Raw genomic sequence first — 20,126 nt, 5'->3', positions numbered from 1 at the left:
ACCGGCGTTCGGTATCGCCCGCGGTCCGGACCGGCGTCTGGTGTCGTCGGCGGTTGTCACTGGCGTTCGGTGCCGCCTTCGGGGTCGGTGTCGGCGTCCAGGGCCGCGGCGAGTACCTGGGCCAGGTGCAGTGCGATTCGGTCAGTGCCCTGTCCGATCTGGGTGCGGCAGCTGAAGCCGTCCGCGACGATCGCCGTCTCAGGGTCCGCAGCCCGTACGGCGGGCAGTAGCACCCGCTCGCCGGCCGCCCGCGACACCTCATAATGGCCCCGCTCGAACCCGAAATTTCCGGCGAGGCCGCAACAGCCGGAGTCCGGGGCCTCGGCGTCGATGCCCGCCGCCCGCATCAGCGCGGAGTCCGCCTCGAAGCCCATGACCGAGTGCTGGTGGCAGTGCCGCTGCACCAGTGCCGTCCCGCCCACGTCGGGCGGCCGCCAGTCCGGGGCGTACGCGGCCAGCAGTTCGGCCAGCGTGTGGGTGAGCCGCTTGGCCCGCTCGGCCCGCTCGTCACCGGGCAGCAGATCCACGGCCTCGTGCCGGAACACGGCGGTGCAGCTCGGCTCCAGCCCGACGACGGGCACGCCCGCCCGCAGGTAGTCGTCGAGCAGGCCGAGTGAGTGGCGCAGCACCCGCTTGGCCACCCCGAGCTGCCCGGTCGAGATCCAGGTCAGCCCGCAGCACACCTGGCCCCGCGGCAACACCACCTCGAACCCCGCCGCCTCGAGCACCCGCACTGCGGCGCGGCCGACCTCGGGGGCGAGGTAGGTGGTGAAGGAATCGGGCCACAACACGACCTTGCCACGCGTGCCGCCGCCACCGCCGCCGCCACCGCCGCTGCCGACGCCGCTGGCGTCGGTCGGTCGGCCGCGTCGGCGGAACCACGTTGTCAGCGGCTGGTCGGCGAAGCGTGGGATGTCCCGCTCCGGCGCGATCCCGCCGATCCGTTTGAGCAGGCCCGCCAGACCCGACGACGTCACCCGGTTGACCACCCTCGGTACGCGCCCCGCCAGACGCGACCACAGCGGCAGCCAGCCCATCGAGTAGTGCGACAGCGGCCGGAGCCGATGCCGGTAGTGGTGGTACTGGAACTCGGCCTTGTAGGTGGCCATGTCGACGTTGACCGGGCAGTCGGACAGGCATCCCTTGCACGACAGGCACAGGTCGAGGGCGTCGCGGACCTCGGTGGAGCGCCACCCGTCGGTGATGACCTCACCCCGGAGCATCTCCCACAGCAGGTGGGCCCGGCCCCGGGTGGAGTGCTGTTCTTCGCGGGTGACCTGGTAGCTGGGGCACATCACACCGCCCGAGGACTCCCGGCACTTGCCCACCCCGACACAGCGGCGCTGCGCCTGGGCGAAGCTGCCGGCGTCCTGCGGGTAGGCGAAGACCGTCAGCAGGCGCTTGGGGCCGGCCGCTCCAGCATGCGGGGCGTCGGCGTCGGCCGCTCCGGCATGCCGGATGTCGGCGTCGATCGGCGCGGGGTCGGCGATGACGTGCGGATTCAGCGCCCCGGAGGGATCCCAGAGCTGCTTGACCTCGCGGAACAGGCCCATGATGTCGGTGCCGTACATGCGGGTCAGCAGTTCGGAACGCGCTCGTCCGTCGCCGTGTTCGCCGGAGACCGAGCCGCCCAGGCGTACGACGAGGTCGGTGGCCTGTTCGACGAACGAGCGGAAGGTGGCCAGACCCGCCCGGCTCATCAGGTCGAAGTCGATGCGCATGTGCATGCAACCCTCGCCGAAGTGCCCGTACGAGGCACCGGACAGGTCGTGGGCCGCCATCAGCTCGTCGAGCTCGCGCAGGTACGTCGCGAGGCGGTCCGGCGGGACCGCGGCGTCCTCCCAGCCGCCCCAGGCCTCCGCGCCGTCGGCTCGGCGGGTGGCCAGGCCGGTGCCGTCGCGCCGGCACCGCCACAGCACGCCCTGCGCCCGCGGGTCGGTGACCAGCGCCGACGTCACGGGGATGCCCGCGGCGTCGAGGTCGGTGACGATCGCGCGGCCCGCGCGGGCCGCGCGATCGGCGTCGTCGCCCGCGACCTCGATGAGCAGCCAGGCGCTGCCCTCCGGCAGCCCCGCCGCGACCGCGTCGTTCCTGACCTGGTCGGGCAGGCGCCGCACCAGCTCGTCATTGATCGATTCCATGGTCAGCGGCTGGTGCGGCAGTACGTGGGGCACGCACTCGGCGGCGCTGAACGAGTCGCGGAAGCCCAGCACTAGCAGGGCCTTGGCGGCGGGCAGCGGCACCAGGCCGACGGTCGCCCGAAGGGTGGTCGCCAGGGTGCCTTCGGTGCCACAGAGGAAGCGGGCGACGTCGTAGCCGTGCTCGGGCAGCAGCCGGTCCAGGGCGTACCCGGAGATGCGGCGTTTGAGACCGGAGAAGCGCCGGCCGATCGCGAGGGCATTGCGCTGGGCCAGGTCCTGCATCGCCCGGTGGAGCTCGCCTTCGCGGCCCGGCCGGGCGGCCAGCTCGGCCATCCGCCGCCGGGTGCCGGCATCGGTGGCCTGCACCGTCAGGTCCCGCCCGGTGTCGGCGGCCGGCACCGTGAGGTCCAGCCGGGAGCCGTCCGAGAGCAGCGTCTCAAGACCCATGAGGTTGTCCGCGGTGGTCCCCCAGGCCACCGAGTGGGCGCCGCAGGCGTTGTTGGCGATCATCCCGCCGAGGGTCGCCCGGCTGGCCGAGGAGGGATCGGCGCCGAAGGTGAGGCCATGGCGGGCCGCCGCCGCGGTCAGGTCGGTGAGCACGACGCCCGGCTCGACCACGGCGGTGCGACCGGCGGGGTCGAGGTCGAGGATCCGGTTGACGTGGCGGGAGACGTCGACGACGACGCCGCCCAGGACGTTGCCGGCCATGGACGTACCGCCGCCGCGGACCACCACGGGCGCGCCCACCTCGGCCGCGATGCACACGGCGGCCACGAGGTCGTCGACGTCGGCGGGCACGACGACCAGGTCGGGCACCAGCCGGTAGTTGGAGGCGTCCGTGCTGTACAGGGCCTTGGTCCCGGGGTCGTGGCGGGCCGTGCCCCGCAGGACCGACGTCAGCCGCCTGGCCAGCGACTCGACGTCGAAAGCCGTCGAGTGGCGGGTCAATGGCTCAGGACGGCGTGCAGGAAGCTCTTGGTGCGATCTTCCTTCGGCGCCTTGAAGATCTCGCCGGGCGGACCCTGCTCGACCACCGAACCATGGTCGAACATCACGACGCGATCCGAGATCTCCTCGGCGAAGCGCATCTCGTGGGTCACCATGAGCATCGTCATGTCGGTGCTCACGGCCAGCTCCCGGATGACGTTGAGCACCTCGCCGATCAGCTCGGGGTCGAGTGCCGACGTGGGCTCGTCGAAGAGCAGCACCTTGGGCCGCATCGCCAGCGCGCGGGCGATGGCCACCCGCTGCTGCTGCCCGCCGGACAGCTTCGGCGGCTTGTGGTCGAGGTGCTTCGACAGGCCCACCATCTCCAGCAGTTCGACCGAGCGCTGACGGGCCTCGTCCTTGTCCAGCTTGAGCACCCGGGTGGGCGCCTCGAGGACGTTCTCCAGGGCGGTCATGTGCGGGAAGAGGTTGAACTGCTGGAACACCATGCCGACGTGCCGGCGGGTCGCCCGCATCTGCTTGGTCTCCTTGGGCCGCGAGCCGGGCTTGACGTCCCACAGGGTCTCGCCGTTGACCGTCACGAGTCCCGTGTCGGGGGTCTCCAGGGTCATCAGGATCCGCAGGATCGTGGTCTTGCCCGATCCGGACGGCCCGATGATGGACACCTTCTCGCCCGACCTGACGTCGAAGTTCAGCGATCGGAGCACCTCGTTGTCGCCCCACCGCTTGCTGACGTCGTCGAAGGAGATCATGACCTCGCGGTCCGCCGCCGGCGTCGATTCGGGTACGGGGACAGACTCGGTGTCAATGTGAGGGGGCAAGTCGACGCTCCAATCTCCGGACCATCTGGGAGGCCGGGTAGCTGACCAGGAGGAAGAGCAGACCCGCGATGGTCAGCGGCTCGAGGTACCGGAAGTTGTTCGATCCGATCGCCTGAGCGTGGGCCAGCAGTTCGAACACGGTGATGGCCGACAGCACGGCCGAGTCCTTGAACATCTGGATGAGGTAGTTACCCAGAATGGGGATGACCGACCGGACGGCCTGCGGAAGGACGATCCGGGTCCAGGTGGCGCCGACGGGCAGGTTGAGCGCCTTCGCCGCCTCCCACTGCCCGGGCGGCACGTCGTGGATCCCGGAGCGGTAGACCTCGGCCGTGTAGGCGCTGTAGTTGATGCCGATCACGACGATGCCGGTGGCCATCGGACTGAAGCTCAGGCCGTAGTTGGGCAGGATGAAGAACGCGCAGTACGCCTGGATCAGCAGCGGCGTTCCCCGGACGAACTGGACGTAGAAGTCGAACAGCTTGGACACGACCGGCAGCCGCGAGAACCGGATGACCGCGACCACCAGACCGAGGAGCATCGCGATGACCGTGCCGGCGAGGGTGATCTGGACGGTCACCCACAGTCCCTGAAGCAGATCCGGCAGGATCGACAGCGCGAACTTGGAGTCCCAGATCATACGGGCATCCCTGCCTTCACGAGCGGCCCCGGCTGGTCCCGGCGCGACCTGGGCGTGCGGTCCAGGGCGAATCGCCGCTCCAGCCACTTCATCAGCTGGGAGATCAGTGTCGAGAGCACGAAGTAGAGCACGAGGATGGTGAGGAACACGGCCGTCGTCTGCCCGGTGGTGTTGCGTACCATCTGCCCGCGGAAGGTGAGATCCGCGACCGTGACGAGCGACACCAGAGAGGTGTTCTTCAGCAGATCGACCATCACATTGCAGAAGGGCGGCAGCATGGCCGGGATGGACTGGGGTATCAGCACCCGCCGCATCCGCAGTGCCCGGCCCATGCCGAGGGCCACGCACGCCTCGGTCTGCCCGGCGGCGCGCGAGCTGATCGTGCCCCGCACGATCTCGGCCCCGTAGGCCCCCTCGTTGAACCCCAGCGCCAGCACCGCCGCGGTGAGCGGGGCGAGCTGGAAGCCGAAGAAGGGCAGCGCGAAGAAGAACCAGAACATCTGGACCAGCAGCGAGGTGCCGCGGAAGACCTCGACGAAGACGCCGGCCGGCCACCGAAGCCACCAGTGCTGCGAGAGACGGGCGAGACCCGCCGTGAACGCCGTCACCACGGTGAGGATGGCGCCGAGAACGGTGACGAGCAGCGTGATGAGCAGCCCCTGCAGCAGCAGCGGCGCGTAGGTGATCACATCAGTCATGGGCGGTCGATCTCCTGGGCCGTGGGGGTGAGGTGGCCCATGTGCGTCAGCCGGCGTTCTTGCACAGCTCGGCGGCTGTGACGCCCTTGGTGGTCTGCGCGTCGAAGCCCCACTTGGTGAGGATCTCGGCGAACTCGCTGGTCGCCTTGAACGCGGCCAGCTCCTTGTTGTACTCGGCCAGGAACGTCTTGTCCCCCGGGCGGAAGGCCGCTCCGGACCCGGTCCGTGGCGCGTCCCCCACCGGCTCGGTGACCTCGAAGTCCTTGTCCTTCTCCTGCAGGGCCTTCAGCGAGAGGGTCGGCAGGAAGAAGGCGTCGGCCCGGCCGGCCCGCAGCGCCTCGATGCCGCTGCGCCCGTCGTCCACCTTGACGAGTTGCCCGTCGGGCACCTTGGCCGTCTTGAGAATCCCGTCCTCGAACCCGCCGGGCAGGACCGCGATCTTCAGGTCCGCGTTCGCGAGCACGCCGGCGACGGTGGTGATCTTCTTCGGGTTGCCGGGCTTGACCCCGAAGGACTCCGTCGACACGATGACCGGCTCCGAATAGAGCACCTCGGCGCAGCGCGACTGCTTCATGAACAGGCCCGCCGCGATGGCGTCCCATCGGTTGGCCTTCAGGCCGGGGATCATCGACGCGTACGGAGTGATGACCCCCTGGACGTCGTTGATGCCCAGGCGCTTGCACACGGCGCGGAACACGTCCGGCTCGGCACCCGTGACGTTCCCGTCCGCGGTGACCTGCGTGTACGGCGGCTCGTTCGCGATGCCCACGCGGAGAAAGCCTTGCTTTCGCCCGGTCGCGAGCAGGTCCTGGGCGGCGCTCGCGGAGCCGGGGATCTCCGTGCGGCTGCAGCCGGCCAGGATTCCGGTCAGCGGCGCGGCCATCGCGGCGGCGCCGAGGCCGCGAAGGAGGGCTCTCCGCGAGGGGTCGTAGGTCATGTCGACTCCGATATCGTCGCGGCCGTCCTGGGGGACAGCGTTGGGAAGCCGGGATTCGCCAGGTACGGCGCGAGGCCTCTTTGTTGCTGACCGAAGCTAATCAGCTGGTGTAGCATTGTCAACAATCTTATTGATCCCTTGGGATATTGGAACGCGCTCGAAACACTCCCGACATGCGCACCACTCCTCAGCCGAAAGGTCATCCGTGAACGAACGACTCCGTCATACGACCGTCGGTCTGCTCTACCCCGGCTTCGGCGCCGAGGACGATTTCCCCGCCCTTGAGCGACGGCTGGGCGGGGCCGTGCGCCTGCCGCTGGTGCACACGTCGGTCGGTGAGGACGCCCACCGGGTCGACGCGCTGCTCGACCTCGGCAGCGCCGAGCGCCTGGCCGAGGGCGCCCGGGAGCTGGCCGGCCACGCTCCGGACGCCGTGATGTGGGCGTGCACCTCGGGCAGCTTCGTCTTCGGCTGGGAGGGCGCCCGCGAGCAGGTGGACGGCGTGGCGAAGATCGTGGGGCTGCCCGTCTCGTCGACCTCGATCGCGTTCGTCGAGGCGGTGCGCGCGCTCGGCCTGCGCCGCGTCGCCGTCGCGGCGTCGTACCCGGAGGACGTCGCGACGCACTTCGTGGAGTTCCTGAGGCGGGGCGGGGTCGAGGTCGCGGCGCTGGGCAGCCACGGCATCTTCACCGCGGCCGAGGTCGGCACCCTCGGCAAGGAGCGCGTGGCGGACATGGTGCGCTCCGGTGACGTCGACGACGCGGAGGCCGTGCTGGTCCCCGACACCGCGATGCACTCGCTGGCGTGGCTGGACGACCTCGAAAGCGCCGTCGGCAAACCGGTCCTCACCGCCAACCAGGTCACGGTCTGGGAAGGGCTCCGGATCGGGGGAGGGAGCACACGCCTCGACGGCATGGGATCCCTCTTCCGCCGGTGAGTTGATTCACACGTCACGATGATGAACAATCCACAATCGACACGCACGCCGGGCTCTCCGCGCCGCACTGTCGCAGCCGAATCGGAGACCAGCATGACCACCCTGGGCAGGTTCATCGGACCCGTGGACCGCGAGTCCACGCCGAGCATCATCGCCCGCAAGCTCCGTGAGGCCATCGCCCACGGGGAGCTCCAGCCGGGCACCCAGTTGGGCGAGGCCGACCTGGCCCGCGAGCTCGGGGTGAGCCGCGGTCCGCTGCGGGAGGCCATGCAGCGCCTGACGCAGGAAGGGTTGCTGATCTCGATCCGCAACCGCGGTCTGTTCGTCATCGAGCTGACCGATGACGACGTCTACGACATCTACGTGGCACGCACCGCCGTCGAACGCGCCGCCGCCGCCGAGATCTTCCGCCGCGATCCCGTCGACGCGGGCAAGCGACTGTCGGCGATCATCAAGAAGATGGAGAAGGCCTCCGACCGGCTGGACGGAGAGAAGATCGGCGCCGCGGACCTGGAGTTCCACGAGGAGCTCGTCCGGATGGCCCAGAGCCCTCGGCTGTCACGCATGCACCACACGCTGCTGACCGAGACCCGCATGTGCGTGACCGCGCTGCAGGAGACCTACCCCGCGCCCGACGACCGCGTCCCCGAGCACAACGAGATCGCCGACGCGTTCGTCGCCGGCGATGCCGAACTCGTTGACCGCCTGCTCATCGAGCACATGCGCGACGCGGTGGTCCGCCTCGGGTCGCGGGGAGCCGCCACCTAGCCTTGCGCCGAAGACCGGTCAGGCGAGGGCGATGCCGATGTACTTGGTCTCCAGGAACTCCTCGATGCCGGTCGGCCCGCCCTCGCGGCCGAGCCCCGAGGCCTTGACCCCGCCGAACGGCGCGGCGGGGTTGGACACCACACCCTGGTTGATGCCGACCATGCCCGTCTCCAGCGCCTCCGCGACACGCAGCGCGCGCGTCAGGTCGTTGGTGTACAGGTAGTTGACCAGGCCGTACTCGGTGTCGTTGGCGGCCGCCACGACCTCTTCCTCGGTGCTGAACGGCGTCAGCGGCGCGACCGGGCCGAAGATCTCCTCGTGGCGCATCCGCGCCGACTCGGGCACGCCGGTCAGCACCGTCGGCGGGTAGAAGAAGCCGGGCTCGTTCCCGGTCTCACCGCCGGTCAGCACCTTGGCGCCACGCTCGACGGCGTCGGTCACCAACTGCTGGACCTTCCGCTGCGCGGCGGCGTCGATGAGCGGGCCGACGCGGACGCCGTCGTCGACACCGCGCCCGACGGGCAGGGCGGCCATCTTCTCGGCCAGTTTCGTACCGAAGGCGTCGATGACGTCGGTGTGGACGTACATGCGGTTCGCGGCGGTGCAGGCTTCGCCGGAGTTGCGCATCTTCGCGGCGATCGCCCCGTCGACGGCAGCGTCGAGGTCGGCGTCGGGGAAGACGATGAACGCGGCGTTGCCACCGAGCTCCATCGAGGTACGCAGCACCTTGTCGGCGCACTGCTCCAGCAGCCGGCGGCCCACGGCGGTGGAGCCCGTGAACGACAGCTTGCGCGCCACGCCGGAGCGGATCAGCGGCTCCATGACCGCGCCCGCGTTGTCCGTGGTCACGACGTTGACCACGCCCTCGGGCACACCGGCTTCGGCCAGGATCTCGGCCAGGGCCAGCATGGACAGCGGGGTCTGCGCGGCCGGCTTGATGACGCTGGTGCAGCCGGCGGCGATCGCGGGACCGATCTTGCGGGTGCCCATGGCCATGGGGAAGTTCCACGGTGTGATCAGCAGCGACGGCCCGACGGGCTGCTTGGTCACCAGGAAACGGGCGCCGCCGGCCGGTGCGACCTGGTAGCCGCCGTTGACGCGGACCGCCTCTTCGGCGAAGTGGCGGAAGAACTCCGCGGCGTAGGCGATCTCGCCGCGTGACTCCGCCAGGGGCTTGCCCATCTCCAGCGTCATGAGCAGGGCGAGGGTGTCAATGCGTTCGTGCAGCAGGTGAAAGGCGCGCATGAGCATGTCGGCACGCGCGCGCGGCGCGGTGGCCGCGAACGCGGTCTGCGCCGCGGCGGCGGCTTCGAGGGCGGCCATCCCGTCTTCGGGCGAGGCGTCCGACACGGCGCACAGCACCTTGCCCGTGGAAGGATCCAGCACGTCGAAAGTGGCTCCTGACGACGCGTCGGTCCACTTGCCGTTGATGAAGAGCTGCTTCGGAGCCGCCTCGACGACCGAGCGCTCACGGGCCTGATCAGTCATTTCTCGTCCCTTCCGACAGAGGCCGCTGGACGCCGGCGCCGCTTCGGGGGCTGACGCGGCCCGCGAGCCGTTGTAAGTTATCTACCAGTTTGATTGTCGACAATCTACCAGAGGGGTCCTCGTGGCAGAACTCTCTTCGATCCTCAAGCAGGCAACCGGAGTCATCGCCGCCCGCGGCGAAGGCGTGCACCTCTATGACGAGGACGGCCGCCGCTATCTCGACTTCACCGCCGGCATCGGCGTCACCAGCACGGGGCACTGCCACCCGCGCGTGGTCGAGGCGGCCCAGCGCCAGGTCGCGACCCTCATCCACGCCCAGTACACGACGGTCATGCACCGCCCGCTGCTCGACCTGGTCGACCGTCTCAGCGAGGTGCTGCCCGCCGGCCTCGACCGCATGTTCTTCGCCAATTCCGGCTCCGAAGGGGTGGAGGCGGCCCTGCGCCTGGCCCGCCAGTCGACCGCCCGCCCGAACGTCGTCGTCTTCCACGGCGGCTTCCACGGCCGGACCGTCGCGGCCGCCTCGATGACCACCTCAGGGACCAAGTTCCGGGCCGGCTTCAGCCCCATCATGGGCGGTGTGGTCATCGCGCCCTTCCCGAACCCCACCCACTACGGATGGAGCGAGGAGGAAGCGACCGACTTCGCCCTGCGCGAGCTGGACTACCTCCTCCAGACCGTGACGACGCCGGCCGAGACCGCCGCCTTCTTCGTCGAGCCGGTGCTGGGGGAGGGCGGCTACGTGCCGGCCAACACCCGGTTCCTGGCCGGTCTGCGCGAGCGCGCCGACCGGCACGGGATCCTGCTGGTCCTCGACGAGGTGCAGACCGGCTGGGGACGCACCGGCAAGTTCTGGGGCGGCGACCACTTCGATGCCCGCGCCGACATCCTGATCACCGCCAAGGGCCTGGCCTCCGGGTTCCCGCTGTCGGCGATCGCCGCCCGCGCGGACCTCATGGAGAAGGCCTGGCCCGGATCGCAGGGCGGCACCTACGGCGCGAACGCGGTGGCCTGCGCCGCGGCGATCGCCACCCTCGACGTGATCCTGAGCGAAGGACTCGTCCAGAACTCGGCCGACCGCGGCGCCGAACTCCGCGCCGCGCTGCGGGAGGTGGCGTCCCAGCACAAGAACATCACCGACGTACGCGGCCTGGGCCTGATGCTCGGCAACGAGTTCCGCGACGCCAACGGAGACCCGGACGGCGCCACCGCCGCCGCGGCCCAGCAGGAGGCCGCCAAGCGCGGCCTGCTGCTGCTGACCTGCGGCGCCTGGGGAGAGGTCGTCCGGTTCATCCCCGCGCTGGTGGTCGACTCCGAGCAGGTGAAGGAGGCCGGCGCGATCTGGGCGGAGGCGGTGACCGCGGTGACCGCCTGACCAGCGCTCACTGCGCCCGATGGACGCTGAAATCGTCGAATGACACGGTGATGACACCGCCGCCGGCCTCCGGCACCCGCGCGACCACGCCCGCCTGACTGATCGAGCTGTCCGGCAGCGTCTGAGAGTCGACGACGTCGATCGTCCGGGTTCCGTCGATCCACAGCGTCAGGTGGGTTCCGGCGCCGGCCTTTCGGCACGCGGCCTGGAGGCGGACCTTCCGCCCGGCGGCCGGCGCCCCGGCCTGTACGGGAGGCGTCACATCGAGATTGGTGCCCTGGGCGTTCCTGACGACCCGCGCTTTGCCGTCGAGGCCGAGCAGGAACGCGTACCCGTTGGGCACGTCTTCGTCCCATCGGCACAGGAGCCCGAAGCCGGCCCGGCCCGTCGAGCCCGCCCGCACCTCGGCCGTGGCGCCGATCATCACGTCGCGTACGACGGCGGACGGCGAGGCCGGGTTCTTGGCCGGCACGGGGGAGAGGGCGGGGTTGTTCGGGTAGCTCTTGTCCGCGAAGAGGGAGAAGACACCGCGGTCGATCTCGTACCCGTGCATGGTCCGGTTGTCTCCTTCGGCGGTGGGGTTGAAGGTGTAGCCGTCCCAGTTGCCCCGGTCGCTGAAGTCGTCGGCGTAGAGCAGCGGGCCGTTCGCCGGCGCCTCGTGCGAGCCGAACCGCGGCACGAGGATCACGCCCCCGACCAGCGCCGCGGCCAGACCGGCCGCGACCCCCAAGATCCACCGCCGTGACCGCGCCCTTCCCGGAGTGGTCTTTGTCGCACCGGCTCGCAACGTCGCGGTGGACGGATCCGGCCCCGCCGATAAGGGCGGCTGGGCGTCCGCCGAGGTGCGCGGGTCGCTGCCGGCGTCCTCGCGGAGCAGGTCGGCGGCGGTGGGCCGACTGTGCGGGTCGTCCCCGGTGAGGTCGCGCAGCAGGTCGGCGGCGGTGGGCCGGGCGGCGGGGTCCTTGTTCAGGCAGGCCGCGAGCAGCGGGCGGAGGTCGCCGGGCACGCCGGCCAGGTCGGGGTCGCGGGTGGAGATGGAGTACAGGAGCGCGGGAATCGTCGCGCCGCCGAAGGCGAGACGCCCGGTCGCGGCGAACACCATCGTGCAGGCCCAGCTGAACACGTCCGACGCCCGGCTGGGCGGTTGCCCGGCGAACTGCTCCGGGGCGATGTAGGCGGGGGTGCCCACCACCCCGGACTCGATGGTGGTGTGGTCCAGGGCGCGGGCGATGCCGAAGTCGATGACCACCGGCCCCTCGGGACCGAGGATCACGTTGCCGGGCTTGAAGTCGCGGTGCACGATCCCGGCCCGGTGGATCGCGGTCAGCGCCGTCAGCGTGGCGACCGCCAGCCGCTGCAGCCCGCTGCCGGTCCGCGGGCCGTCGGTGGCGACCGCCTCGGCCAGGGAGCCGCCGGGGATGTACTCGCTGACGACGTAGGGGCGGCCGTGGCTGTCCCCCACGTCCAGCACCCGCGCGGTGCAGAAGGGGGCGACCCGCCGGGCGGTGTCCGCCTCGCGCAGGAACCGCCGACGGCTTTCGGCGTCCATCGAGGCGCTGCGGTGCAACACCTTGATCGCGACGCGGCCGCCCGACGGTGCTTCTCCGAGGTAGACCACCCCCTGCCCGCCCTGCCCGAGCACGCCGGTCAGCCGGTAGTCGCCTATCCGCTCAGGCTCGTCCGGATCCAGGGGACGCGGGCCCACGGCCCACCTTCGATCGTCTCGATGTCGTGGTACGAAGGGCCAGGATAAGCAGTAACCCGGCCGCTAGAACAGGTCGTGCGCCGGCCAGGCGGCGACCGCCCGGTAGACGTCCCACATCATCGCGTCGAGGTCGACGCCGTTGCCGTTGGCCACCGCCGCCCAGCAGAACTCGTTCCCGGTACGCACGAGCACGGCCTCGGTGCCGGGCAGGCGTCCCGTGTGCCACCAGTTGCCGCTGGAGTTGACGGCCCAGCCGCAGGCGTAGCCGGAGTTCGCCGCCGACGGCGTGGTCATCGTGGTGACCGTGTCCCTGCGCAGCAGGTCGGGCACCGTGGCGAACCCGTCGGCCCGCACCGCGAACCGCAGCAGGTCCGTGGGCGAGGCGAGCCAGCCGCCGTGGGAGTCCATCCGCCGCACGCGCATGCCGTACGGGTCCTCGGCGCCGTAGTAGACCACCTCGTCGGCGCGCCGCTCGGCGCGGGTGTCGCCGGCGATGTGCATGTTGGTGATCCCACTGGGAGCGAGCACGTTCTGGCGTACGTGATCGGCGTACGGCTGTCCGGTGACCTGTTCGATGACCCGGCCGAGCACGCAGTAGCCGAAGTTGGAGTACAGGTAGGTGGTGCCCGGGGTGTGCTGGAGGGGCCGGTTGTCGAGCACCCAGCCGATCAGCTGCGCGTGGTTCATGCCGGGGTTGGTGAACATCGGGTCGTTGCCGTCGTTGGTCCAGCCGCCGGCGGTGTGCTGGAGCAGGTGCTGGATGGTGATGGCCTCGATGCCCGTGCCGTACGGCTGGGTGCCGTAGCGGGTGCCGAGCACGCCGCCGGTGCCGAACACCCGCTGCCCGAGCCGCAGCCGCCCGGCCTCGACGAGCCGCATGATCGCGACCGAGGTGATCGGCTTGGAGACGCTGGCGACGCGGAGCAGGTGGCGTTCGGTGAGCTGCTCGCCGGTCTCCCGGTTGGCCCGGCCGTACCCCCGGGCGAAGACGAGCGCGCCGCGCCGGGCGATCGCGAGCGAGATGCCCGCGACGCCGGCGCCGGTCAGGTAGCGGTTGACGACCGCGTCGACGGGGGCGAAGTCACCGGGGGCCGGTGTCTGGTTCCACCAGATCGCCGCGAACCGGGGCGTGCCACTGCCGTAGCCGCTCACCCGCGCGGGCCGGAAGCCCTGGCTCTGGTGCGTGTCGAAGGCGGCCTGGTAGTCGGCGGAGCTGAGGCCGTGGCGGGCCGACCAGCGCGGGCCGGCGCCGCGGGCCCAGATCGCCGCGTACAGATCGGTGCCGCCCACGGTGTAGCCGCTGACGCGCATGGGGCGGTAGCCCTGGCCGTTCAGCCGGTCGAATTCGGCTTGGTACTGCGCGGCGGTGAGGTTGTGCCGGGCCACCCATGGCGGGCCGCCGGTCTGCTCCCAGATGGCGGCGAACAGGGCCTGCCCGCCGACCTGGTAACCGTCCACCTGTACGGGCCGGTAGCCCTGGGCGGTCAATCGGTCGAATTCGGCTTGGTACTGCGCGGCGGTGAGGTTGTGCCGGGCGACCCATGGCGGGCCGCCGGTCTGCTCCCAGATGGCGGCGAACAGGGCCTGCCCGCCGACCTGGTAACCGACCACGTGCGCCGGGCGGTAGCCCTGGCCGGTCAGCCGGTCGAACTCGGCCTGGTACTGCGCGCCGGTGAGGCCGTGGCGCGCGACCAGCGGCGGTCCGGGCATGCGTTCCCAGATGGCCGCGTACAGGGCCTGCCCGCCCGCCTCATAGCCGTCCACGTGCGTGAGCCGGTAGCCCTGGCCGTTCAGCCGGTCGAACTCCGCCTGGTACTGCGCCGCGGTCAGGTTGTGCCGCGCCACCCAGGCGAACGGGCCGGCGGCTCGCGCCGTACCGGCGGCGAGGCGTTCGGCGAACCCCGCCGCCGACACCATCCCGCCCTTGTCCAGGCCGATGAGCGCGCCCAGCGCGGCGCCCGCGTGCAGGACGGTGCGCCGGCTGTACGGCATCGATGGGTCGCCCATGTCGTCTCCCCCCAGAGTCGATCGATCACCTCGATCGTGGGAGAGGGGAGGGGGGAGGACATGAGCACCCCCATACTCAATTCGGCGAAGCGGAGGCGCCTTCCACCGCGTACATGACCAGCGTGGTGAGCACGTCCTTGACCGAGTCGCGCTCGCGCACGTCGCACAGCACGATCGGGATGGTCTCGCTCAGCCCGAGCGCCCGCCGTACCTTGGCCGGGTCGTGGCGGCGGGCGCCGTCGAAGCAGTTCACACAGACCACGAACGGGATGCCGCGCTGCTCGAAGTAGTCCACCGCCGGAAAGCAGTCCTGCAGACGGCGGGTGTCGGCCAGCACGACGGCGCCGAGCGCGCCGACGGACAGCTCATCCCACATGAACCAGAACCGGTCCTGCCCGGGCGTGCCGAACAGGTACAGCCACAGCCCGTCGCGGATGGTGATGCGGCCGAAGTCCAGCGCCACGGTGGTGGTGGTCTTGGACTCCACGCCCGAGGTGTCGTCCACCCCCAGGCTGCGCTCGCTCAGTAGCTCCTCGGTGTGCAGCGGCCGGATCTCGCTGATCGTGCCGACCATGGTCGTCTTGCCGACGCCGAAGCCGCCCGCGATGAGGATCTTGAGTGCCAAGGCCGAGGCGACCGAGGTCGCCCCCGGCTCAGAGGCTGCGTAGTCCATGCAGCACTTCCCTGTAGATGCGTTCGTCGATGGTCTGCGCCGCCGGGCGTGAGCGCTCGATGGTGACCAGGCCCTCTCGCCGCAGGTCGCTCAGGATCACCCGGGTGATGTTGAGCGGCAGCTTGAGGTGCGCCGCGACATCCGCCACGGGTGTGGGCCTGCGGCACACCGACAGCACGGTGTGATGCTCCGGGATCAGGTCCACGTGCGCGTGGGAGCCGCCGACCGTGGTCACGATGGCCACCAGGTCGAACGTCTCACCCCGCGGGCGCGCCCTGCCTCCGGTCAGCCCGAACAACCGGATCAGCGGCCCGGGATCCTCCCCGGTCACGATCTGGCGCCGTTCCAGGCGGGTGCCGGTGCCGCTCCCCTCGGCTGCGAGGAGAGGTGCTCGCCGACCCGCTTGACCATGAGCGCCATCTCGTAGGTGACCATGCCCAGCTCGGCGTCGCCGGAGGCGAGCACGGCCAGCCGGGCGCCCTGGCCGGCGGCGGTGACGAACAGGAAGCCACCCTCCAGCTCGATGATCGTCTGACGTACGCCGCCCAGCCCGAAGTGCCGTCCCGCACCCATGGCGAGGCTGTGGCTGCCGGCGGAGATGGCGGACAGGTGCTCGGAGTCCTCCCGGGTCAGCTCCCGGGAACCGCCCATGGCCAGCCCGTCGGCGGACAGCACGATGGCGTGCCGGATGCCGGGGACTCGCTGGGTGAGGTCGTCGAGCAGCCAGCTCAGTTCACTTCTGGGGTCGGGCATCGGGATGGTCGTCCTTTCGATTCCATACGTCTTGTCCCTGCTCCGTTTGGCTGCGGCCTTGTTGCCAGCCGCGCTGCATGGACGACATCAGCTGGGAGAGCTCCTCCGGCGAGCGCACCGAGACGGAGCTCCGGTCCGCGCGCTTGGCGGCACGCAGTTGCGGAGCCATATTCGCCTGAGGTACCCGCATCGGCAACCCGTCGAGGTCTTCGTCGGCCTCCTGGGCCGGTACCGTGACGCTCCACTCTACGGACGGTCCGGAGGGGAGAGAGGCACCGGGCACCCGTCGCGTGACGGGGCCGGTCCTCGGCTCGTCGACGGATCCGTATCCGGGCTCGTCCGCCGAGCCGCCCACCGGTCCGGTCACCGGGCCGGTTCCGGTCGGTGGGGTCTGCTTCGGCGTGGGAGCGGCCTCGAACCAGGCCACGCGCTCGGGCTCCGAGTCCTCCGCGGGCCAGTTCGGGGGGTCGCCCAGGCCGCCCGGGTCCCCGGTGTCACCCGGGAACTCCCGGCCGTTCGCGGCCTCCGGCCCGCTGGCCGAGAAGGGCTCCGGGTCGAGGCTGGGGAAAGCGTCCGAGGGAAAGCTCGGGAAGGAGTCCGGGGCGACGCCGGGGAAGGGGTCCGAAGAGACGCTCGGGAAGGGCTCCGGGGCCACGGACACCACGCGGGGCCGGCCGTCGGCGGGTCCCGTGCCGAGCGCGCGCATGGGCCTGGCCGCGCGGCCGGTGGTGCGCTCCGCCGTATGGGTCGCCGCGGTGACGGCCGGGGGCTCGGACAGGGCGAGCAGGGCCGTGGGCAGCAGCACGATCGCCGTGGTCCCGTCGTACGGTGAGCGGCGCAGCGCGATCTTGATGCTGTGCCGGACCGCGAGCCTGGACACCACGAACAGACCGAGCCGATCGCTGTCGGCCAGGTCGAACTCCGGCGGGTCGGCCAGCCGGGCGTTGAGCTCGTCGAGAGTGGCCTGGTTCAGCCCCAGGCCCCGGTCCTCCACCTCGAGCGCGAAGCCGTTCGCCGCCGTCATGCTGCGGATGTGCACGGTCGTGTCGGGCGGGGAGAAGACGGCGGCGTTCTCCACCAGCTCGGCGATCAGGTGGATCACGTCGGTGACCGCGGCGCCGACCAGCATCGGGGCGTTCGGCATCGGCGCGATCGTGACGCGGGTGTAGTCCTCGACCTCCAGCACCGCGGCGCGTACGACGTCGAACAGCGACACGGGGTCGCGCCAGCGGCGCGCGGGGGCGGAGTCGGACAGGATGATCAGGTTCTCCGCGTGCCGCCGCATGCGGGTGGTCAGGTGGTCGAGCTTGAACAGGTCCTCCAGGACCTCCGGCTCCTCGATCCGGCGCTCCATGGTGTCGAGCAGCGCGAGCTGGCGGTGGAGCAGCGCCTGGTTGCGCCAGGCCAGGTTGAGGAAGACCTGGGCGACGCCCTTGCGCAGGGTCGCCTGGCCCACCGCGGCCTCGACCGCCGTGCGGCGTACCTCGGAGAACGCGTTCACCACGCGATCGACCTCGGCGGTGTGCGCCGGATCGAGGCCGGGTGCCTCGGTGTCCGAATCCACGTCGTCGCCGCGGCGCAGCCGCTCGACCAGCCGGGGCAGCCGCTCCTCGGCCAGCTCCACCGCGGACGACTGCAGCCGCTTCAGCTCGGAGATCAGCGAACGGCCGAACCGGAAGGACAGCGCCACCGACCCGACGACCGCCAGCAGGCCCAGGACCAGGACCAGCCCGATCCGCCAGTACGCCCCGGACTTCAGCTCCTCGGACTCGATCGAGGCGCGGCCCAGCTCCGTGTGCGTGTCCCGGTTGATCACGCTGAGGAGGGACTCGGCGTCGCTCTTCCACTCGGCCGGCTCCACCGGCGGTGATCCGTTGGTGTCCCAGACGAACAGCCGGTCCTCCACCTCCAGCAGCCGCTTGTACGGGGCGCTGGCGACCAGCCTGTCGAAGCTCGCCTTCAGGGCGGGACCCGCGTCGCGCTCGGCGTTGGTGAAGAAGATCCGGCGGCTGGTCATCGCGGCGACGAACGAGGCCCGGTCGGTGGGGGTCATCTTGTGGTGCACGATCGTGTTGGTGAGCACGGCGTGCTCCCGGCCCAGGTACTCCGACGTGGCGCTGTAGGCCGCCATGCCACGCACCGCCCGGTCGGACGCGAGGCCGCTCAACGCGTCGCGGTCGCTGAACTGCCGGTTGGCGACGTCGATCAGGTCGTTGTAGGCGTCGATGACCTTCAGCCGCGGGGACAACCCGCCGTCGTCGGCGGACGCGCGCAGCGACTGGAGGCCGTCGAGCGCCTTCACCAGCGCCTGCACCTCGGCCGGGGTCTCGCCGTCCGGACCGACGTCAACGGATCCGATGACCTCGCGCAGGCGGTCGGCCTTGCTGTCGGTGATCGGCCGCTGCTCGGCCAGTGGCGCGTACGACCCGGTGCTGCGCGGTGCCGCCGCCGAAAGCTGGCGCTCCTGCTGTAACTCGATGATCAACTCCAGCACCGGCGACCCGATGTCCTCCCACCGGTCCTGGGTCTGGGAGATCGAGGAGATCTCGTCCACGCTGGAGTAGGCGATGAACCCCCACAGGGCGATCATGGAGACCAGCGGAAGCAGGAGGATCCTGAGCAGCTTGGTACGGATCGGCGGGGGCGAGCTCATCCATCATGTCCAATTCCGCGCGTGGTGTGCGCCGCTTAGCCGTCGTGAACTGGTTGTGGCCCCCAAGGTTGCCTGCCACGACTGGTACGTACGCCTGTGGTGCGTCCACTATGCCGATGGGGCACATGCACTTCAAGCTCCAGATGCGAAGAATACGGCCAAATGACGTGTTGACTCCGTGTCAGCACACGAATTGTGATCGTCACCGTTTGGCTTTTCACCCACAGTGACGATCGCCGGACCCGCGCTGGCCGAAACTGTTGCGTGATCCTGATGATCCGTCCCTTGCTCGCGGGTGCGTGCCTGGCGACCGCGTCGAGCCCATGTCCGAGAGCTTCGTGGTGACGGTGATGCCTTGTACGGTGCCGCATGCGGCGGAGTTCGCCACCACGTACGTCATTCCGGACGGCCCGTGGCCGGGTTTCGGCAAAATGGCGGGCCGGCCGCAGCGGGGTGCGGGCCGAGGTGCGGAACGGCGTACTGCCTGGCGTTCGATGGCGGGAAACTCGTCGGCCGCGGCATCAAGTAAAGTGATCTGTTTGAGTAACTGCTCAATAGCCGATAGTGAAAAGTCGTCGGTCGCACCGCGATATTCGCCGGCCCATGGGAGAGGTCCGGAAGAAAGTAGCATCCGCCGCCGACCGTGAGCGTGTACCTGTCGAGCGTCTGCCCGGCCAGCCGGCGCTGGACCCCCCTGCTCAAGATCACCCTGGAAGCCACGAACAGCATGCCCTGATCCTCGGGCCCGTCATGGTAGGAGTAGCCCCGCCGGAGCATCCTGGGGGCGGCGACCCCTGAGGAGCCAGGGTTGGCGCGGCGGGTATGGGCGTCCAGGGGAGTGATCCGGCCCTCCGGGTCGGCGTCGAACCCGGGTCTGCCGGTGGGGTGGGTGCCGTCCAGCCAGGTTCCGTCGCGGCGGCGTCCCATGACCCGCTCCTGTACGGGCACGGGTTCGAGGTCCCACAGCCGAGTGGCGAACCGGATAATACGGACGACCTGGTAGCTACCGCCCATTGCGGTCCGCCCGAGCCGGCCGCCACGCGGGCCACCTCCGCCGCGCGACCGGCGTGGTGTCACAGGTTCTCCGTACTGTTCGACAGGATACAGAACATCAGGTTGCCGATCGGGTCAAGATCTGTTGCCGAACTGAGACGCTGTAAATAATCAGTCTTGTTTTCAGTGATCGTCCGGCTTAGTGTTCCCAATCGCCGAGTGAAGCCTATATAAAGCGGACAGTCGGGATAATTCCGACTTTCTTAGGCATTGTCGGGGGAGAGTGCAGTATGTCGGGTTTTGTCCGTGGAAAGCTCCTGGCGACACTGCTCGGGCTGAGTGTCGTTTTCTCGCCGCTTCCCGTACTGGGTGAGAGCTCCCGAACCGTCTTACCCGCGGCACTCCCCGATCACGACCGGCCACCGCCGGCGAGCGCCAAGGCCACGGCGGCCGCCACGAACGCGACCTCGGGTCCGGCCGCCTCGCCGCCCCCCGCCCCGGCGATCCGGCCCGCCACCCTCGGCGGTGAGACGCCGTACGGCGAGGGGGACTGGAAGCCCGACAAGGGCACCTGACAGGCGTCGACTGG

The 20,126-nt window shown here is 70.4% G+C and carries 17 protein-coding genes; 4 read left to right on the top strand and 13 right to left on the bottom strand.

Going from position 1 to position 20,126, the window contains the following annotated elements; all coding sequences use genetic code 11:
* Positions 1 to 56: 56 nt before the first annotated feature.
* From KME78_RS33325 to ehuB, 5 genes are read right to left on the bottom strand one after another with little or no spacing between them, the layout of a single operon-like run.
* Positions 57 to 3,089: an FAD-binding and (Fe-S)-binding domain-containing protein gene (locus tag KME78_RS33325; protein WP_219533373.1), complete on the bottom strand. Its 3,033-nt coding sequence runs from the start codon at positions 3,087 to 3,089 to the stop codon at positions 57 to 59.
* Complete coding sequence (gene ehuA / locus KME78_RS33320; protein WP_372454985.1) at positions 3,086 to 3,910, bottom strand: ectoine/hydroxyectoine ABC transporter ATP-binding protein EhuA; 825 nt, start codon at positions 3,908 to 3,910, stop codon at positions 3,086 to 3,088. Before ehuA ends, KME78_RS33325 begins: the two co-directional genes overlap by 4 nt.
* Positions 3,894 to 4,550, bottom strand: a complete 657-nt coding sequence (ehuD, locus tag KME78_RS33315; protein WP_219533372.1) for an ectoine/hydroxyectoine ABC transporter permease subunit EhuD — start codon at positions 4,548 to 4,550, stop codon at positions 3,894 to 3,896. Before ehuD ends, ehuA begins: the two co-directional genes overlap by 17 nt.
* Positions 4,547 to 5,248: an ectoine/hydroxyectoine ABC transporter permease subunit EhuC gene (ehuC, locus tag KME78_RS33310; protein WP_219533371.1), complete on the bottom strand. Its 702-nt coding sequence runs from the start codon at positions 5,246 to 5,248 to the stop codon at positions 4,547 to 4,549. The genes ehuD and ehuC overlap by 4 nt, the downstream gene beginning before the upstream one ends.
* A gap of 46 nt (positions 5,249 to 5,294) precedes the next feature.
* Entirely contained in the window at positions 5,295 to 6,185 is an 891-nt protein-coding gene (gene ehuB / locus KME78_RS33305) for an ectoine/hydroxyectoine ABC transporter substrate-binding protein EhuB (protein WP_219533370.1), read from the bottom strand.
* Positions 6,186 to 6,390: 205 nt separating this feature from the next.
* On the opposite strand from ehuB, the gene KME78_RS33300 reads away from it, so the two are divergent.
* Together KME78_RS33300 and KME78_RS33295 are read left to right on the top strand one after the other, a co-directional pair.
* The gene (locus KME78_RS33300; RefSeq protein ID WP_219533369.1) at positions 6,391 to 7,122 is read left to right on the top strand and encodes a maleate cis-trans isomerase family protein; all 732 of its coding nucleotides are present in this window, start codon (positions 6,391 to 6,393) and stop codon (positions 7,120 to 7,122) included.
* Positions 7,123 to 7,215: 93 nt separating this feature from the next.
* Entirely contained in the window at positions 7,216 to 7,890 is a 675-nt protein-coding gene (locus KME78_RS33295; RefSeq protein ID WP_219533368.1) for a GntR family transcriptional regulator, read from the top strand.
* Positions 7,891 to 7,908: 18 nt separating this feature from the next.
* Here the strand turns inward: KME78_RS33295 and KME78_RS33290 are convergent, their stop codons facing one another.
* Complete coding sequence (locus tag KME78_RS33290; RefSeq protein ID WP_219533367.1) at positions 7,909 to 9,378, bottom strand: NAD-dependent succinate-semialdehyde dehydrogenase; 1,470 nt, start codon at positions 9,376 to 9,378, stop codon at positions 7,909 to 7,911.
* Positions 9,379 to 9,499: 121 nt separating this feature from the next.
* On the opposite strand from KME78_RS33290, the gene KME78_RS33285 reads away from it, so the two are divergent.
* Positions 9,500 to 10,753 carry an aspartate aminotransferase family protein gene (locus KME78_RS33285; protein WP_219533366.1) on the top strand — a complete coding sequence of 418 codons (1,254 nt, stop codon included), beginning with the start codon at positions 9,500 to 9,502 and terminating at the stop codon, positions 10,751 to 10,753.
* A 7-nt stretch (positions 10,754 to 10,760) separates the two neighbouring features.
* On the opposite strand, the gene KME78_RS33280 is transcribed toward KME78_RS33285, so the two are convergent.
* From KME78_RS33280 to KME78_RS68150, 7 genes are all read right to left on the bottom strand, one after another.
* On the bottom strand, positions 10,761 to 12,458 hold the full coding sequence (locus KME78_RS33280; protein ID WP_219533365.1) for a serine/threonine-protein kinase: 1,698 nt from the start codon (positions 12,456 to 12,458) through the stop codon (positions 10,761 to 10,763).
* A 63-nt stretch (positions 12,459 to 12,521) separates the two neighbouring features.
* Positions 12,522 to 14,465, bottom strand: a complete 1,944-nt coding sequence (locus KME78_RS33275) for a serine hydrolase (protein WP_219533364.1) — start codon at positions 14,463 to 14,465, stop codon at positions 12,522 to 12,524.
* Between the two features lie 76 nt (positions 14,466 to 14,541).
* Positions 14,542 to 15,138, bottom strand: coding sequence for a GTP-binding protein (locus tag KME78_RS33270; protein WP_219533363.1), 597 nt, complete (start codon positions 15,136 to 15,138; stop codon positions 14,542 to 14,544).
* Entirely contained in the window at positions 15,119 to 15,469 is a 351-nt protein-coding gene (locus KME78_RS33265; protein WP_219533362.1) for a DUF742 domain-containing protein, read from the bottom strand. Before KME78_RS33265 ends, KME78_RS33270 begins: the two co-directional genes overlap by 20 nt.
* Entirely contained in the window at positions 15,466 to 15,891 is a 426-nt protein-coding gene (locus KME78_RS33260; protein WP_219533361.1) for a roadblock/LC7 domain-containing protein, read from the bottom strand. The genes KME78_RS33265 and KME78_RS33260 overlap by 4 nt, the downstream gene beginning before the upstream one ends.
* Positions 15,872 to 18,544, bottom strand: a complete 2,673-nt coding sequence (locus tag KME78_RS33255) for a sensor histidine kinase (protein WP_219533360.1) — start codon at positions 18,542 to 18,544, stop codon at positions 15,872 to 15,874. The genes KME78_RS33260 and KME78_RS33255 overlap by 20 nt, the downstream gene beginning before the upstream one ends.
* Before the next feature lie 396 nt (positions 18,545 to 18,940).
* On the bottom strand, positions 18,941 to 19,558 hold the full coding sequence (locus tag KME78_RS68150; RefSeq protein WP_372454989.1) for a Dyp-type peroxidase: 618 nt from the start codon (positions 19,556 to 19,558) through the stop codon (positions 18,941 to 18,943).
* A 269-nt stretch (positions 19,559 to 19,827) separates the two neighbouring features.
* On the opposite strand from KME78_RS68150, the gene KME78_RS33245 reads away from it, so the two are divergent.
* Positions 19,828 to 20,112 carry a hypothetical protein gene (locus KME78_RS33245; protein WP_219533358.1) on the top strand — a complete coding sequence of 95 codons (285 nt, stop codon included), beginning with the start codon at positions 19,828 to 19,830 and terminating at the stop codon, positions 20,110 to 20,112.
* Positions 20,113 to 20,126: the final 14 nt, after the last annotated feature.

This window comes from Nonomuraea guangzhouensis (assembly GCF_019396345.1).
Classification (GTDB): domain Bacteria; phylum Actinomycetota; class Actinomycetes; order Streptosporangiales; family Streptosporangiaceae; genus Nonomuraea; species Nonomuraea guangzhouensis.
Note: the sequence above shows the minus strand (reverse complement) of the source record. Positions and strands in the feature narration are given on the sequence as shown.